The 17,361-nt window shown below is 40.7% G+C and carries 14 protein-coding genes; all 14 read right to left on the bottom strand.

The annotated features are described in order from the left end of the window. Positions 1-185: 185 nt before the first annotated feature. Positions 186-1,553: a signal recognition particle protein gene (ffh, locus tag CD039_RS03425; protein ID WP_002472109.1), complete on the bottom strand. Its 1,368-nt coding sequence runs from the start codon at positions 1,551-1,553 to the stop codon at positions 186-188. 26 nt (positions 1,554-1,579) lie between these two features. Then, a complete protein-coding gene (locus CD039_RS03420) occupies positions 1,580-1,912 on the bottom strand; it encodes a putative DNA-binding protein (RefSeq protein WP_002472124.1) in 333 nt (110 codons plus the stop codon). Then, positions 1,905-3,167: a signal recognition particle-docking protein FtsY gene (gene ftsY, locus CD039_RS03415; RefSeq protein ID WP_103371129.1), complete on the bottom strand. Its 1,263-nt coding sequence runs from the start codon at positions 3,165-3,167 to the stop codon at positions 1,905-1,907. The genes CD039_RS03420 and ftsY overlap by 8 nt, the downstream gene beginning before the upstream one ends. Then, a complete protein-coding gene (smc, locus tag CD039_RS03410; protein WP_103371128.1) occupies positions 3,164-6,733 on the bottom strand; it encodes a chromosome segregation protein SMC in 3,570 nt (1,189 codons plus the stop codon). Before smc ends, ftsY begins: the two co-directional genes overlap by 4 nt. Before the next feature lie 24 nt (positions 6,734-6,757). Continuing rightward, positions 6,758-7,438, bottom strand: coding sequence for a ribonuclease III (rnc, locus tag CD039_RS03405; RefSeq protein ID WP_103371590.1), 681 nt, complete (start codon positions 7,436-7,438; stop codon positions 6,758-6,760). 230 nt (positions 7,439-7,668) lie between these two features. Further along, complete coding sequence (locus tag CD039_RS03400; protein ID WP_001830184.1) at positions 7,669-7,902, bottom strand: acyl carrier protein; 234 nt, start codon at positions 7,900-7,902, stop codon at positions 7,669-7,671. Positions 7,903-8,087: 185 nt separating this feature from the next. After that, entirely contained in the window at positions 8,088-8,822 is a 735-nt protein-coding gene (gene fabG / locus CD039_RS03395; RefSeq protein ID WP_103371127.1) for a 3-oxoacyl-[acyl-carrier-protein] reductase, read from the bottom strand. Further along, positions 8,815-9,741, bottom strand: a complete 927-nt coding sequence (gene fabD, locus CD039_RS03390; protein WP_103371126.1) for an ACP S-malonyltransferase — start codon at positions 9,739-9,741, stop codon at positions 8,815-8,817. The genes fabG and fabD overlap by 8 nt, the downstream gene beginning before the upstream one ends. A gap of 2 nt (positions 9,742-9,743) precedes the next feature. Continuing rightward, positions 9,744-10,721: a phosphate acyltransferase PlsX gene (gene plsX, locus CD039_RS03385; protein WP_002472116.1), complete on the bottom strand. Its 978-nt coding sequence runs from the start codon at positions 10,719-10,721 to the stop codon at positions 9,744-9,746. Next, positions 10,714-11,286: a transcription factor FapR gene (gene fapR / locus CD039_RS03380; RefSeq protein WP_002472118.1), complete on the bottom strand. Its 573-nt coding sequence runs from the start codon at positions 11,284-11,286 to the stop codon at positions 10,714-10,716. The genes plsX and fapR overlap by 8 nt, the downstream gene beginning before the upstream one ends. A 163-nt stretch (positions 11,287-11,449) precedes the next feature. Further along, a complete protein-coding gene (recG, locus tag CD039_RS03375; RefSeq protein ID WP_103371125.1) occupies positions 11,450-13,495 on the bottom strand; it encodes an ATP-dependent DNA helicase RecG in 2,046 nt (681 codons plus the stop codon). 1 nt (position 13,496) lies between these two features. Then, positions 13,497-14,372, bottom strand: a complete 876-nt coding sequence (gene sdaAA / locus CD039_RS03370; RefSeq protein WP_103371124.1) for an L-serine ammonia-lyase, iron-sulfur-dependent, subunit alpha — start codon at positions 14,370-14,372, stop codon at positions 13,497-13,499. 13 nt (positions 14,373-14,385) lie between these two features. Continuing rightward, a complete protein-coding gene (gene sdaAB / locus CD039_RS03365; protein WP_103371123.1) occupies positions 14,386-15,051 on the bottom strand; it encodes an L-serine ammonia-lyase, iron-sulfur-dependent subunit beta in 666 nt (221 codons plus the stop codon). Between the two features lie 457 nt (positions 15,052-15,508). Next, positions 15,509-17,173 (bottom strand): fatty acid kinase catalytic subunit FakA, encoded by a 1,665-nt coding sequence (gene fakA / locus CD039_RS03360; protein ID WP_103371122.1) that lies wholly within the window; start codon positions 17,171-17,173, stop codon positions 15,509-15,511. Between the last annotated feature and the right edge of the window lie 188 nt (positions 17,174-17,361).

Below are 17,361 nucleotides of genomic sequence, written 5' to 3'. Positions count from 1 at the left end.
TTATCGGATAAATAAATTATACTTATGAATGCAACTCATTACAAATGTTAAGCGGCTCATTTATAAACTGACGTCTACAATAAGTTCATCCTAACGCTTCAATAACACATTCTTCCATTAGTTTCGCAAAATAAAAAACAGGACAACGATTATCAGTGAATCGCTGTCCTGCACTCGTTATTAGGTTAGAATGGTAAATTCATGCCTTTTAACATGTTTTGCATTTGTGCTTTTTTACCTTTCTTACCTTTACCGCCACCGGTAAATTGTTTCATCATTTTCTTCATCTCATTGAATTGTTTCATAAGACGATTAACTTCTTGAAGCGTGCGACCTGAACCTTTTGCGATACGTTTTTTACGTGACACATTTAATACTGCTGGATTCTCACGCTCAGTTGGCGTCATAGATTGGATAATCGCTTTAATATGATCGATTTGTTTTTCGCTCATATTCAACTTGTCCAAGCCTTTCATCTTGTTCATACCTGGAATCATCTTCATAATATCATCCAGTGGGCCTAAGTTCTTCACTTGGTCAAGTTGTTCCAAGAAATCGTCCAATGTGAATGAAGAAGTTCGCATTTTCTTCTCAAGGTCTTTCGCTTTTTCTTCATCCACATCTTGTTGTGCTTTCTCGATTAAACTTAGAACATCGCCCATACCTAATATACGGGACGCCATACGCTCAGGATGGAATGGCTCTAGACCGTCGAGTTTCTCACTCATACCGACGAATTTAATCGGTTTTTGCGTTACTGAACGGATAGATAACGCTGCACCACCACGTGTATCGCCATCGAGTTTCGTTAATGTAACTGAAGATACGTCGAGTTGGTTATCGAATGATTCGGCTACGTTTACCGCATCTTGACCTGTCATCGCATCGACGACGAGCATAATTTCGTTCGGTTTCGATACTTCCTTAACCTCTTGTAACTCGTTCATCAATGCTTCGTCGACATGTAAACGACCGGCTGTATCGATGATGACGAAATCGAGATGTTCTTCCTTCGCATGTTGAATCGCGTGATCAACAATGTCTTGAGGCTGTACTTGATCGCCTTCACTATAAACAGGGATATCGAGTTGTTTTCCTACTGTTTGAAGTTGATCGATCGCAGCTGGACGATAAATATCGGCAGCCACTAAGAGTGGTTTTTTATTATATTTCTTGCGCATCAAGAGTGCGAGCTTACCTGCAGTAGTAGTCTTACCTGCACCTTGAAGCCCAACCATCATGACTACAGTTGGTGGCTTGTTCGCCATTTGAATCGTTGCATTCTCGCCACCCATGAGCTGAGTCAATTCATCTTGTACAATCTTGATTACTTGTTGCCCTGGGGTTAAAGATTTCATTACATCTGAACCTAGGGCACGATCTGATACGGTCTTAACGAAGTTCTTTACTACTTTAAAGTTAACGTCGGCTTCGAGCAATGCGAGACGGACTTCACGCATCATCGTCTTGATATCCGCTTCAGTGACTTTCCCTTTACCACGGATCTTCTGCATCGTCTGTTGTAAACGATCCGACAAGCCTTCAAATGCCATATCAAATCCCCTCCTTTGTAAAAGTGTTATTCGAGTTCTTCTAATTGTTGAATGAGTTCAGCAATTTTATCTTTATCATCTATATGCGCCTTCATCTCGTTATAGAGTTCTTGACGCTTTTCAAAATTACGATATAAATTTAATTTATCCTCATAATCTTCAACTAAATCGCCAGTTCTTCTAATATTATCATATACTGCTTGGCGACTCACATCAAAAGTTTCTGCAATCTCACTCAATGAATAATCTTGAAGATAGAACAATTCAAGATAGTTGCGCTGTTTTTCAGTGAGTAGTGATTGGTAGAAATCAAAGAGATAATTCATTCTCAACGTTTTAACTAAATCACCATTACTCATGAGAACGACCTTCTGTTTCTGAAGTAGCGTCTTCACCCTCTTGATCAGATTCCTCTGATTCTGCATCTACATTTTGCTCAATCATATCAGCGAAGAGACCATAAACGTAACTTTCTGGGTTAAATGGTTGAAGATCATCTAAACGTTCACCTAAACCAACGTATTTCACTGGGATGTGAAGTTCGTTACGGATGGCAAGAACGATACCACCTTTAGCTGTACCATCAAGTTTCGTTAAGACGATACCTGACACGTCTGTCACTTCTTTAAAAGCACGGGCTTGAGACAATGCATTCTGACCTGTCGTCGCATCTAAGCAAAGTAAGCTTTCATGAGGCGCATCTGGAATCGCGCGACCGATGACACGTTTCATCTTCTCAAGTTCGTTCATTAAGTTTGCTTTGTTCTGTAAACGACCTGCTGTATCGACGATTAAGATATCGACACCTTTGTGTTTGGCAGCATTCATTGCATCATATACTACAGCTGCTGGGTCTGAACCTTCGCTTTGACTAATCACATCAACACCGACACGTTCACCCCACACTTGAAGTTGACGAATCGCACCTGCTCTGAATGTATCACCGGCAGCAAGCATGACTTTCTTACCTTCTGCTTGATAGCGATGCGCAAGTTTACCAATTGTTGTCGTCTTACCTACACCGTTGACACCAACCATGAGAACGACGTTTAAGCGACCGTCTTCAAGGTTCATAACCTCAGAATGTTCATCATCTTGATGGTAAATTTCAACGATCTTCTCAACGATGACTTCTCGTAGATCCTCAGTCTCTTGGATATTGCGACGTTTCGCTTCATCGCGAAGTTCGTCTACTAATTCCATCACTGTATTAAAGCCCACGTCAGCAGTGATTAACATCTCTTCTAATGCTTCGAAGAAATCTTCATCTACTTTACGATAACGCGCGATGAGATTATTGAGTTGTTCTTGGAAGTTCTGACGTGATTTCTCTAAACCAGCTTTAAATTTGGCGCCTAATTTTTGTGCTTCAATTTCTTCAAAGTCTTCGATAGAAATAAGTCCATCTTCATCGAAATCCGCTTCACTTAATTTCTTTGGTTTCTTCTTAGGTGGTTCAGGTTGCTCTGCAGGCTGATCGAATTGCTGCTGATGATCATCAGACTCTGCTGAATCCAAATCTTCAAGTTGCGTTGATTCCTGGGGTTCTTCGTGTTTCTTCTCTTCTTTCGCTTGGCCCGTAAACTTGTCCTTTAAGCGTTTAAAAAAGCTCATGTTTGTTCCTCCTCCATTACCTCATCAATCGTATTTAAGTTCACACTGACTAATTTCGATACACCAGATTCTTGCATCGTCACACCATAGAGTCGATCCGAATACTCCATCGTACCTTTCCGGTGTGTAATGACGATAAATTGTGTTTGTTCAGATAGCTGGCGTAAATATTGTGCATAACGAATGACATTCGCCTCGTCCAATGCCGCTTCGACCTCATCAAGAATAACAAATGGCGCAGATCTGACTTTTAATATCGCAAAGAGTAAGGCAATAGCACTCAGTGCACGCTCACCACCGCTCAGTAAGGATAAATGTTGCAGCTTCTTACCAGGGGGTTGCACGACAATTTCTACGCCTGCTGAAAGATAGTCATCGTCCGTTAAACGTAGTTCGGCTTCACCGCCATCAAATAAAGATTTGAAGACTTCTGTAAAGTAGCCTTGAACCGCGTGGAAAGTCGCTTTGAAACGGTCTTTCACTTCTTGATCTATCTCTTGAATAATTTGTTCTAAAGTAGCCTTCGCTTCTCTTAAATCTGTACGTTGCTCGTCTAAGAAAGTATAACGCGTGTTCAACTCCTCAAACTGTTCAATCGCATTCAAATTAACAGGTCCAAGTTCTTCAATCGACATCTTCGTCAATTTCACCTTTTTACGCAAGCTTTCAATGTCCGTATCAAGCTCATACAACGTCTTCGCGTGCTCAAATGTCACGTGATAATCTTCGCTGAGATGGTCAATCGCATGACTGATTAAGACGTCTAAACGAGACTGTTCTGCTTTAATATCTTGATAGCGATTCTCGATGGATAGAATGTCGCGATGTGTCTCTTGCAATAGCGCATATGTTTCCTCTATCGTCTCGTTGAGCTCTGAACGTTGTGCTTTCACTTCTTCAAGCTGTTGGTTAAAACGAGATTTGTCCTCTTGCTTCTCATCAATCTGTGACTGTATTTGGTCAAAGGCTTGTTGACCTGTGATTTCGTCTGAATTAAAGAATTCCATCTTCTCTAACAGTTGTTCAAGTGCTTGATCTGTCTGTCCAAGTTGTTCGTTCAACCGTTCTTTCATTTGTCGCTGTGTCTTGAGACGTTCTTTCGTTACAGCTAAATCTGATTTCTTCTGATTCAGTTGTTGTTGAAGTTGAGTCGTACTTGCTTTGCCTTCTTTGTTCAATTCAGTGAGTCGCTCAATGTCTTTCTCAAGTTGTGCTAAGCGCTCTTTAATCTCAGAAAGCTGTTGTTGTTTCTCATTCAACGTCGCTTTGCTTTTGGCACTTTCGTAACCATCATTTTTCTCAAATTGGAATTCTTCATGATCATCCTTAATTTGTGCTTCGTTGGTACGCAGGCGATCGAGTTCGAGAGATAGCTCATGCTTGTGCTGTTTGACTTCATTATAACGTTGACTGCTACTTAAATAATCTTCGCTGAGTTGATTGGCTTTATCATTCATCTCTTGGAATTGTCGTTCAAAGTCAACCGTTTGACGATGATAGGATTCCAATTGCGCTTTCATCTTCGCAAGTTCATCTTTCTGAGCTAAGACACTCTTCGTCTTACGTTCACCACCACCGGACATCGAGCCACCAGGGTTCACGATATCTCCTTCAAGCGTCACTATGCGTGTACGGTAGCGTATTGCTCTCGCTAACTCATTCGCTTGTTTCAAATCGTTAACGATAATCGTGTTTCCTAACAAGTTTCGCACGATATGTTGATATTGTGGTTCTACCGAAATCGCTTCAGAGGCAACGTTGATGTAGCCTTCATGTCGTTCTGCGATGGATTGAATTTCTGCAGCTAACTGGCGCGGTTTAATGACATTTAACGGTAAAAATGTAGCGCGTCCTAGACTATGTTGTTTGAGATATTGAATGGCTTGTCGTCCGGCTTGTTCCGTTTCAACAATAACGTGTTGCATTGATGCACCTAAGGCGATTTCAATTGCTTTCGTGAGTTCTGACGGTACATCGATAATTTCTGCGACCGCCCCATGTATACCGGATAACTGTGTATCTTTCGCTTTCAATACGTGTTTAACACCATTGAAGAAGTAGTTATAGCCTTCTTGTTGAGCTGACATACTATCGATACGTGATTTTAGCTTTTCATTATAACGATACGCTTGATGAAGTTGATGTTCATATTCTGACTGTTTCTTCTTCACACGTGTCAATTCTTGTTCGCGTTGGTTTAATTCTTGTTCGATTGCTTTCAAATCTTTGTCAGCTTGAGCATGTGACTGTTCCGTTGTCACGATTTCTTGTTGTACTTTCTGCAGCGCTTCATAAGCCTCGCCAAGACGCGAGTCTAATCGAGATTGCTTAGATTCATTCTCTTGAATTGTATGTTCAAGGAAGCGGATATCGTTATTCACATCAGATTGTTCAGACATGAGGGAATAATACTGGTCTTTCAATTCTTCTAATTGTGATTCGGTATCATCATCAGAGTGGCCCAATTGATTCTCATACGACTGTATTTGTTGATTTAATTCTTTTTGTTGTTGCTGCAACGTCGTAATTTCCTCTTTAGCCTGTGTTAACTCTTGTTGCAAGCGTTCTTTTTGTTCTTCGAGATTCTCTTGTTCTTCCTCGAAACGCGCATTTGTTTCAGATTGATTCTTCTGACGTTCTTTTAGCACATTTAACTGTCCGTTATATTTTTCGAGGTCTTCTGTCGCTTTCACGAGTTGATAGTTCAACTTTTCAATTTCATTATCGTATTGTTGGCGTTCAGATTTATATTTATTTAACGCATGGGTATGTTGAACTTTATTGGCTTCTTTCGTTTCTTGTTGGCTTTTTAACGAATTTAATTGCTCATCTAACTCATGGACATTGTCATTATACGCTTCAATATCATGAACTGTCACAAGGATATCGCTCTTCTCCATTTCAGCTGCAAGATGTTGATATTCTTTCGCAATAGAAGCTTCTTCTCGTAGGGGTTCTACACGACCTTCAAGATCATACAAGATATCTTCAACACGCGTTAAGTTGTCCTCAGTCTGATCGAGTTTCTGAACAGAGGAGGCCTTTCTCTTCTTGTATTTCAGCACGCCTGCTGACTCTTCGATAATCTGACGGCGATCTATAGGCTTGGCATTCAGAATTTCGTCAACTCTACCTTGTGAAATAATACTAAAGGCTTCTTTACCTAACCCTGAGTCTAGGAACAGGTCTACAATATCTTTCAAACGTGCACGTTCGTTGTTCAAGTAGTATTCACTTTCACCACTGCGATATAAACGTCGTGTGACCGTGACAAGTTCGGCGTCATATTGTAACTTGCCGGAGCTGTTATCTAGTTTCAGTTGCACCTCTGCGTAGTTCTGCGCTTTACGATGTTCGGCACCTGAGAAGATGATATCTTCCATCTTTGAACCACGTAAAGACTTTGCGGATTGTTCGCCTAGCACCCATTTAATCGCATCGGTAATATTACTTTTACCACTGCCATTGGGACCTACGATAGCAGTGACGCCGTTATCAAATTGAACGTCTGTATGATCAGCAAACGATTTAAAGCCGTATGCATCTATAGATTTTAAATATACCATGCTTTACTCCTTATCTTTACTCGCTCAAAGGTCATATGACTTTGGATTCATTACTTTAAAAGCACTTTCGGCTGCTTTCTGTTCAGACTCTTTCTTCGTCTTACCTTTACCTGTCGCAATCGCTTCACCTTTCAACATCACTTGGGAAGTAAATAATCGGTGATGCGCTGGACCTTCTTCTTTCACAAGGCGATAAGTCACTTCACCACGATTGTGCTGATGTACAAATTCCTGGAATTGTGTCTTAAAGTCTACTACACCTTGAAGTTCATCATCTTCAACGTAAGGAAAGATAACTTGTTGCGCAAATTGATTCACAACGGTTAATCCTTGGTCTAAATAAAGTGCACCTACAAAGGCTTCGAAGGCGTCTGAAACGAGTGAAGGACGTGTTCTGCCTCCTGTCTTCTCTTCACCTTTACCTAAGAGGATAAGCTCATTTAAATTAATCTTATTCGCAAATATTACAAGTGATGGCTCACACACGATTGTCGCTCTCATCTTAGTCAAATTCCCTTCTGGTAGATCAGGATATTTGTCAAAAAGATAGCGTGATACCGTCAATTCTAATACTGCGTCACCTAGAAATTCTAAACGCTCATTGTGTTCTAAACGATCCATGTTGAAATCGTTGATAAAGCTGGAATGGGAGAAAGCCTGTTGATACAGCGCGATGTTCTCATAAGGCAGCTTAAGTTCTTTCATCTTTGTAGCAAATTGAATCCGAAATGATTGCTCGATTTTTTCTTTATGATTTGTCGACAATAGTTTGACGCCTCCTTCTCTTTCTTTACATACACTGTTAATTCTACGTGAATTACTAGTAAAACTAAAGTGGGGAGATAAAGATTTACTAAATATTTACCTAGCATACTCGCTTTTATTGCGCATAAAAAATCTGAGTCGATGCATTCAACGACTCAGATTTACATATATTATTTTTCAAGGCTGTTAATGTATTTAACAGCATCACCAACAGTGTTGATTTTTTCTGCTTCTTCGTCTGGAATTTCAGTACCAAATTCGTCTTCTAATTCCATTACTAATTCAGCAATGTCAAGTGAGTCAGCGCCTAAATCATCTTTGAAAGATGCATCTTCAGTTACTTTATCAGCATCAACACCTAAACGGTCAACGATGATGTCTTTTACTTTATCGAAGTTTTCCACGTCGAGTCACCTCCTTTTAAAGTCAACATATAGACCTTATTATTTTCCCATTTTATGAAGTGAAATACAAGTGAAATTTCATGGCGTCAATGAAACGCTCATCTCATAAGATTAAATAAGCATTTCAAGCTTTCTTGGATTTCAAACTGTTTCATCTCACTTCAAATTACCCCTGGACAGGGAAATTACATGTACATACCGCCGTTAACATGAATCGTTTGGCCAGTAATATATTTCGCTTTATCAGAAGCTAAGAATGTGACAGTGTCTGCAATATCTTGGTCTTTACCAAAGCGTTTAAGCGGAATTTGGTCTAACATTTTGTCTTTCAAATCATCACTTAATGCATCAGTCATATCTGACACGATGAAACCTGGCGCTACAGCGTTCACTGTGATATTACGTGAAGCTAGCTCACGCGCAGTTGATTTCGTTAAACCAACTACACCTGCTTTCGTAGCAACGTAATTGGCTTGTCCTGGGTTACCAACAGAACCTACCACGCTTGATAAGTTGATGATTGAACCACTTTTTTGTCTCAACATTTGTGGTGTTACTTTTTGGATACAATTGAAGACACCTTTGAGGTTCGTATCAATGACATCGTCCCACTCTTGTTCTTTCATACGCATGAGTAAGTTGTCACGTGTGATACCTGCATTGTTCACAAGGACATCAATTGAACCGAAAGTGCTCACTACTTCCTTAATCATCGCTTTGACTTCATCGCCATTTGCGACGTTAGCTTGAATCGCGAAGCTCTCTACACCTTTGCCTTTAATCTCTTCGACAACTGCTTCAGCTTTATCTTTGTTACCTGCATAGTTGACTGCAACGTTATAGCCTTCTTCTGCAAATTGTAAAGCAATGCTGCGTCCGATGCCGCGTGAAGCACCTGTAACTAATACGTTCTTACTCATCTTCATTCCATCCTTTCACATCTTCTAAAGTTTGAATAGAAGTTAATTTCACATCGCGATTAATCTTTTTAATCAAACCTGAAAGTACTCTACCTGGACCAATTTCGATAAAATGATCTACACCGTCTTCAATCAACTGTTCTGTCGATTTAATAAATTGAACCGGTGAATACAATTGTTTAATCATATTCTGTTTAATCGTTTCAGCATCTGTTTCACCTTGTGCGTTCACATTCTGAACGACAGGGAACGCTGCATCATGCCATTCAAATTGATCGATGTAATCGGCGAAATCTTGCTCGATGACTTGCATCATTGATGAGTGGAACGGCCCAGAAACAGGTAGAGGCATGACACGTTTTGCACCGAGTGATTTACCTTCCTGTGCAAGTTTATCGATCAATGTCTTGTGCCCAGATACGACGATTTGTCCTGGAGAATTGATGTTGGCTGGTTCAATAATTTCATCATCTGTAGATAATGAACGGCAAATTTCGTCGACTTTATCATAGTCCAAACCGAGCACAGCAGCCATACCACCTACTCCATTTGGAAAGGCGTCTGCCATAAGCTGACCACGCTTGCGTACAATCTTCACTGCATCTTCGAATGAGAGTACGCCGCTTGCGACAAGGCTGGCATATTCACCTAAGCTATGCCCCATCGTGTAATCCGCATCGATGTTGTTAAGCGCACGATATAGCGCCATACTGTGTGTCACTAATGCAGGTTGCGTGTTCTCAGTTTGATTTAACTTACCCTCTTTATCAGTGAACATCGTTTCTAATAAATCAAAGTCTAACGCATCTTGCGCAGTATTGAGCACATCTGTGGCTTGAGCATCGTGCTCATAAAGATCTTGAGCCATTCCGACTTTCTGTGACCCTTGACCAGGGAAGATAATTGCTGTCTTACCCATGATTATTCACCCACCGTTTCTCTCATAGTTTCTACAATCTTCTCTTCTGCTGCAATCTTAGCTTGTCGTATTGCTGAATAGAATGCTTTCGCACTTGAACTTCCGTGTGCTTTGACTACGATGCCGTCTAGGCCTAGTAGTACTGAACCACCGTATTCAGCGTAGTCCATTTTCGTTTGAACTGCCTTCAAATCTTTCTTAATGAGCAGCCCTGCGATTTTATTTTTAAAATTACTAAGCAGTGTCTCTTTAAACATTTTACCAATGGACTTAGCAGTGCCTTCTAAGTTCTTCAAAATCATGTTACCTGTGTAACCATCTGTGACAACAACATCCGCTACATCTTCCATCAAGCCTTTAGCCTCGACGTTACCTTTGAAGTTAATGTCGTCTTGCTCTTTCATTAAATTGTAAGCATTCTTCGTTAATGAATTTCCTTTAGCCGCTTCAGTACCGATGTTTAATAAACCGATCGAAGGATTGTGAACCCCTCTAAATTTCTGAGCGTAAATGTGACCAAGTTGTGCATATTGTAATAGGTGTTCTGCTTTCGCATCCGCATTTGCACCTACATCCATAAACACGAAACCTTTACCTGAGATTGTCGGTAGCGTGACTACCAACGCAGGTCTTGCTACACCTTTGATACGGCCTACAATAAATAATCCTGATGACATGAGCGCGCCGGTATTACCTGCAGAGACGCAACCTGCCGCTTCGCCATGTTTCACTGCTTCAGCCATGCGAACCATTGAACTATCTTTCTTACGTTTAATCGCACGAACTGGCTCGTCATCCATAGCGATTTCTTCAGTACAATGACGAAACTCAATTCGTTCATGATTGAGTGTGTATTGTTTCTCGTCACCAAACAGAATAATTTCAAGATCTTGGAAATCTTTGATTGCTTGTTGTACTGCATCTAGCACAATTTGGGGTGCATCGTCGCCACCCATCATATCAATTGCTATCTTAACCATTTCGTTCATCCTCACTTGTGTAATACATTTTGAAAGTACCTGTAAATACGAGGTCTTCGCGGACGTATGATTTTACCTTTATTATATAATAATTATCTTTAATCTCTATCATTTGAGCTTCTGCTTTAACTGTGTCATGTAGTTTGACCGGCTTGATAAATTGAACTTCACTTGATTGGGTCAACACTACAGGTTTATGTATCAATGCTACGCAAAGTGAATTGGCTTGTGCAAAGACCACGTGTCCACGCGCAATTTGATTGCGTGAGAAGACAGATTCTTCGTTAATGTGTATAACAGATGTTGCACGTTCGTCAGGTGTCACATCGATGACATTCCCGATAATCTCATTTCCTTCAATCGAACGGATACGGGCGTGGTTCTTCTCTGCCACTTGTTGAATTCGTTTACGTAATTCTGGGATATTCAAATGCGTGCGGTCTAAACGCACTGTTTGAATACTTACGTTAAACTGGGTACTAAGTTCGTGGTCGGTAATAAAAGGGTTCTTATCAATTGCTTCACGAATCGCTTGACGTCGTATTTCTTTTTTCAACTTAGCCATTCTACGTCACCCTTCAAAGATTTTTAGTACCTAGTCATAACATTCCTCACATATCATAACACTTTCTAAATAGTTTACTCAACAAATAAAGTAATAAAATAAAGGAATGAGTAATGAACCTCATCACCGGCACACATCGCTCATTCCTTCCTTAATCTGAATATCAATCGAAGCTCGTATAAAGTAGATTATCTTCAATAAAAGAACGTAAAGTGGCATATTCATCAGTAAAGAACTGACCAGATTGAATCAATTCACCCGCTTCATCACGTGCCACTTCTAACATTTTATAATCCTCCACCACGTTAGCTACTAAGAAGTCAGGCAAACCACTTTGTTTCACTCCAAAGAAGTCACCAGGACCACGCATCTCAAGGTCTCTTTCACTCAATTCAAAGCCGTCATTGGTCTCAGTCATAATATTCATACGTTCAATTCCAGTCTCAGTCTTAGGTGAAGCAATGAGTACACAGTAACTTTGATGCTCACTGCGGCCTACACGGCCACGTAACTGGTGGAGCGTGGATAAGCCAAAGCGATCAGCATCATAAATCATCATAAATGTTGCATTCGGTACGTTAACCCCTACTTCGACAACAGTTGTGGACACGAGAATATCAATGTCATGATCACTAAAACGTTGCATAACATCATCTTTCTCTTCTGACGTCATCTTCCCGTGTAATAGACCGACACGCGATTCGCCATAATATGCCTGCATGGCTCCATAGAGTTCAACAACATTCTGCACATCTTCTAAATGCTCAGAGCTTTCAATTAACGGGCAAATAACGTAGGTTTGCCGTCCTTTACGCAACTCACTCGTCATTTGAGTTAAGACCTCTTCGTACGCTTCATGTTTCGCCCATGAAGTGATGATCGGCTTGCGACCTTTCGGCAATTGTTTAATTGAAGAAACATCCATTTCTCCGAATACAGAAATGGCTAATGTTCGCGGAATTGGCGTTGCTGTCATAAATAAAACGTTGGTCATTGCACCTTTTTCACGTAAGAGCTGCCGTTGATTTACACCGAAACGATGTTGCTCATCTGTTATCACTAAACCGACATTGTTAAAAATGACATCATCTTGAATTAAAGCGTGAGTACCGATGACACAATCAATTTCGCCTGCTTCCAATTGTTCGAGCAAGAGTGCACGTTTCTTTCCTTTGACAGAACCTGTAAGTAAAGCGATATTCATCGTATCTCCAAATAGCTCACTTAAACTTTCAGCATGTTGCTCGGCGAGTATTTCAGTCGGTACCATTAACGCAGATTGATACCCCGCTGTTTTAAGCGCGTACATACATATTGCAGCCACAACCGTTTTACCAGAACCGACATCTCCTTGAAGTAAACGATGCATGCGAATAGGCGATTTCAAATCTCTAAATATTTCGTTTACACTTTGCTTCTGTGCATCGGTGAGTTCGAACGGCAAACTTGCGATAAATGCTTTCACTCGCTCAATATCATAATCGATTTCAATGGCCTCGTCTGAGGTCTTCTCTAAACGATTCAGCCACTGCATACGGAGTTCAAACATAAAGAGTTCAGTGAAAGCGTAAGTCCGACGCGCGCGTAGTAACTCAGTCTTATCAGGCGCGTAGTGCAGCGTGCGTATCGTATCGGCAAGCGGCTCAAGTTTGTATTTGTTGCGCAAATCTTCCGAAAGCCACTCTTCAATCGTCACCTCATCAAGCACTTGACGTATCATATCTCTTAACGGTTTCTGTTTAATCCCTTCTTTAATACGATAAACTGGCTCGAGGTGCGTTTCACCTTGTTCCTCAGCACTGAAATACATGCGATTACCATTGATTTCTTGTTTACGACGATTCCATTTACCTTTAATCGTCACAAGATCATTGAGTTGAATTTTCTTTTTCAAGTAAGGTTGGTTAAAAAAGATTGCTTTCACAGCGATATTATTGACGAGTAAATGGACGGTCAGCTTAGATTTATTACGTCCAAAAAAAGCGACAGTAGGCGTCGAATACACTTCTCCCACCACTGTCACGACGGATTGATCTTCAGCTTGATTTAAATCTACTACGGTATTATCTTCATATCTTACTGGAAAATATAAGACTAAATCTTCAATCGTTTGAATGTTTAACTCATTGAGCACTGCTAAACGCTTAGGCCCTAAACCTTTGACTGATGATAGCGGAAAAGGACTCTCAATTAAATGGACTTTCGACATATTAATCACCAAATATTTGTTGTTTTAAGCGCTGACCTGTTGGCGTACCTGCTAAGCCACCTCGTCCTGTTTCACGCAAGGCTGACGGCATCGTTTGTCCAATACGAAACATTGCTTCAATGACCTCGTCTGTTGGAATGCGAGATTGAATTCCGGCTAACGCCATATCTGCTGAAACGACTGCATTGGAAGACCCTGCTGCATTACGTTTCACACATGGTACCTCTACTAAGCCAGCGACTGGATCACACACTAAACCTAGCATATTTTTCAAACAAATTGCAAAGGCTTCAGCTGATTGTTGCGGCGAACCACCGGCAAGTTCTACAGTGGCCGCAGCTGCCATCGCTGCTGCAGAACCCACTTCAGCTTGACAACCACCTGCTGCTCCTGAAATAGACGCATTATTAGCAACTACAAATCCAAAGGCACCGGCTGTCAACAGAAAGTTAAGCATATCTCTCCGTGAAGGATTGAGTTTGGAGCGTAAACCAAAAAGGACGCCAGGCACTACGCCGGCTGAGCCTGCAGTAGGTGTGGCACAAATTTTACCCATAGCGGCATTCACTTCGTTTGTCGCCATCGCTCGACTTACCACATCAAGCATTGTCTCTCCTGCTAGAGAGGCGCCCGAGTTGATGTAACGTTGTAGTAGCAGTGCATCTCCGCCAGTAAGTCCTGTCGTCGAAACCACTCCGCCACCAGTCAAGCCTTGCTCTAAAGCATGCTCCATCGTCTGTAAATTCTTATCCATACGAGCATAAACATCTTCCTCAGTAAGTCCTGTCACTGACATCTCTTGACGCATCATCACTTCATGAATTGCAAGTGATTCAGCTTCACAAATTGCTAGTAATTCTTTGATACTCTTAAACATCATTCTCCCCCTGTTAATCATTCCCCATCAGTGACACAGTGACGACACCTTCAACTTCTCGTATTTGCGTAAGAATCTCATCATCGATTGCGTCATCTAGCTCACATGTCATCAATGCTTGATCCCCTTTCTCCTTACGAGACACCTGCATGCTTCCGACATTAATACTGTGCTCACCCAATATATTGGCAACTTTACCAATCGTTCCAAAGGTATCTTGGTGGAAGACGAGCAGGGCTGGGTAATTCCCACTCAAAGTAATCTTAAAGCCATTAATCGCTACAATTTCAATATTACCGCCACCGATTGAAATTCCTTCTACAGAAATATCTTTCTGTCCTTTACGCATGTGCAGAATCGTCGTATTGGGGTGAGAACGTTCTTCTTTCATTTCGATAAAATTAATACGCATTCCCATTGCTTCAGCTGTTTGAATACTTGTTGGCAAACGGTCATCGTCTGTATCGTAACCTAACAACCCACCAACTAAAGCTACGTCGGTTCCATGACCTTTGTAGGTTTCCATAAATGAGCCATAGAGGTAAATATCAACTTGGTCAGGCGTCTCAGCGAATAAACCTCTAGCTACTAGACCGATGCGGACGGCTCCAGCTGTATGCGAAGAGGAAGGCCCTACCATAGTGGGTCCGATAATATCAAATACACTTTTAAACTTCATGGTTGTCTCCTATCGTTGTCTTTATTCATCGATTACTGTTTCTGATACAGAAAAGTGAGTAAGTCGCAAAATATTATAACTTCATCTTAATATTCATATTCGATTTCATATCATTGACTAAATTATTTTTCATCATTCATAAAAACGCTTTCATTCATTGTTATGCCCGTTTATTATAGCAGGTGTTCTAGCAATAAGAAAGTTTTTAAGACGCTATAAATACTGGTATAGAGGTATTTTAAAACATTAAAATTCGTTGTGTGATAGCAATAAATAATAGTATAGTTAATTCTTCTTTAAACTAAAAACGAGGATAATGACAGTGGACGTTAATCCAAGTCATATCCTCGTTACTGATGTCTTTGATTTTTAATTTTTAATGGATAATGGAATTAATATCTTACGCAATTGAAATCAAAGACTGCTGAATCAATTTAAAGCAATCTCATTTTCAATGTTATTCTACCGCAAATAAATACGGATAAACTGGCTGCTGCCCTTCATGTTCATCAATTTCAACTTCAGGATATTGCGCTTCAAGCCATTCAATCAATGCTTCTGTATCTTCCACATTCGCATCTTCACCGGATATTAATGTAATAATTTCGCTATCCTCAGTGACCATCTGTTGCATCAAGCCACGTAATGTTTCAGTAAGTTGTGCATCGCTCGTCACAATTTTATCATTCATCAAACCAATATAATCGTGTTCCTTAATCGTCACACCATCGACTTGGGTATCTCGAACTGCCGTCGTCACTGCACCAGACATGACTGCTTCCAACGCTTCCATCATTGTTTCTTTATTCTCAGATAGTTCGGCGTCATGATCTAAATTAAATAACGCTGTGATACCTTGAGGAACTGAACGTGTAGGAATAACTACTGTCTCAGCTTGAACCATATCAGCAGCTTGTTCACTTGCTAAGATGATGTTCTTATTATTTGGAAGAATCATCGCGCGTTGACAACCTGATTGTTCAATTACTTTCACGATGTCTTCAGTAGATGGATTCATCGTTTGACCACCGCTAATAATGTGTGTCGCACCCATTGATTTGAAGAGTTCAGAGATACCCTCACCCATTGAAATCGCGATGATTGCAGTTTCTACTTGCGCAATATCGTCTTGATTACCTTGTTGACTTTGTTCTTTTCGCACGACTTCGCGATGTTGTTCGCGCATATTTTCAACTTTCAACTTAATGAGTTCACCATATTGTTGTACATAATTAAAGACATCGCCAGGCTTTTCAGTATGCACGTGAACTTTGACAATCTCATCATCGTTAATCACGAGCAATGAGTTACCGAACGTGCTCATATCTTCTCTAAATTGCTGTTCATCGAATGCTTTACCAGCGTCGTTAAAGCGTGCCATAACTTCTGTACAATAGCCGTATTGAATATCCTCAGTATTCATAACGCCATGAAAGTCATGTGCTTCTGTTTCAAGATCAACCTCTGCAACATTCTCAGCTGTATTCGAAGTACTTGCTTCAATCGTTTCACCTTTGAGGCCAGCTAAGAAACCTTCTAACACAGTAACTAAGCCTTTACCTCCACTATCAACAACGCCGACTTCTTTCAAGACCGGCAGTAGATTAGGCGTATTCTCTAATGATTGATTCGCGGCTTCAATGATAGTTTGGAAGAAAGATTCCATCTCCTCATGATTATCCGCTACTGACATCGCTTTCTCCGCAGTGTCTTTAGCAACTGTCAGAATCGTACCTTCCACTGGCTTCACGATAGCTTGATATGCTGTTTCCACACTTGCTTGTAACGCCTTAGCAAGTTGTGGCACATCAATTTCAGCATCTTGCTCAATATGTTGACAGAACCCACGAAAGATTTGGGAGAGGATCACTCCTGAATTTCCACGAGCGCCCATGAGTAAACCTTTCGCGAAGACTTGTCCTACTTGCCCAATGTGAGAAGACGCTTGGTTAGAGACAGCCTCATTCCCAGATGTCATAGTTAAGTTCATATTAGTTCCAGTATCACCATCAGGAACTGGATAGACGTTTAATGAGTCGATTAAGTTAACATTGTTTGATAAATTTTGCGCTCCCTGTTCAATCATCTTCGCAAATAATTTACCATCGATATTCCTTACCATTTACTTGTATCCTCCTACTCGTCTTCTCAACGTGAATTCTATGTATATTAAGATGTCACATTCACGTTCTACAATACTTCTATTATATGTTGATAACGATTGCTCTTCATTTATCGTTTTAATTTTAATTTCTAATCATTTGAATAAAATGTCTTGGAGGCCCTGTGTTGCCTGTTTGAATTGAACAC

The organism is Staphylococcus argensis (genome assembly GCF_002902305.1).
GTDB lineage: Bacteria > Bacillota > Bacilli > Staphylococcales > Staphylococcaceae > Staphylococcus > Staphylococcus argensis.
Note: the sequence above shows the minus strand (reverse complement) of the source record. Positions and strands in the feature narration are given on the sequence as shown.

What these genes read in the sequence shown, in the direction of transcription:
- plsX (WP_002472116.1), bottom strand. Translation starts at nt 10,721, where the DNA reads ATGGTTAAGATAGCAATTGATATGATGGGTGGCGACGATGCACCCCAA.
- ftsY (WP_103371129.1), bottom strand. Translation starts at nt 3,167, where the DNA reads ATGAGCTTTTTTAAACGCTTAAAGGACAAGTTTACGGGCCAAGCGAAA.
- fakA (WP_103371122.1), bottom strand. Translation starts at nt 17,173, where the DNA reads ATGGTAAGGAATATCGATGGTAAATTATTTGCGAAGATGATTGAACAG.
- recG (WP_103371125.1), bottom strand. Translation starts at nt 13,495, where the DNA reads ATGTCGAAAGTCCATTTAATTGAGAGTCCTTTTCCGCTATCATCAGTC.
- sdaAB (WP_103371123.1), bottom strand. Translation starts at nt 15,051, where the DNA reads ATGAAGTTTAAAAGTGTATTTGATATTATCGGACCCACTATGGTAGGG.
- CD039_RS03420 (WP_002472124.1), bottom strand. Translation starts at nt 1,912, where the DNA reads ATGAGTAATGGTGATTTAGTTAAAACGTTGAGAATGAATTATCTCTTT.
- sdaAA (WP_103371124.1), bottom strand. Translation starts at nt 14,372, where the DNA reads ATGTTTAAGAGTATCAAAGAATTACTAGCAATTTGTGAAGCTGAATCA.
- ffh (WP_002472109.1), bottom strand. Translation starts at nt 1,553, where the DNA reads ATGGCATTTGAAGGCTTGTCGGATCGTTTACAACAGACGATGCAGAAG.
- fabD (WP_103371126.1), bottom strand. Translation starts at nt 9,741, where the DNA reads ATGGGTAAGACAGCAATTATCTTCCCTGGTCAAGGGTCACAGAAAGTC.
- rnc (WP_103371590.1), bottom strand. Translation starts at nt 7,438, where the DNA reads ATGAAAGAACTTAAGCTGCCTTATGAGAACATCGCGCTGTATCAACAG.
- fapR (WP_002472118.1), bottom strand. Translation starts at nt 11,286, where the DNA reads ATGGCTAAGTTGAAAAAAGAAATACGACGTCAAGCGATTCGTGAAGCA.
- fabG (WP_103371127.1), bottom strand. Translation starts at nt 8,822, where the DNA reads ATGAGTAAGAACGTATTAGTTACAGGTGCTTCACGCGGCATCGGACGC.
- smc (WP_103371128.1), bottom strand. Translation starts at nt 6,733, where the DNA reads ATGGTATATTTAAAATCTATAGATGCATACGGCTTTAAATCGTTTGCT.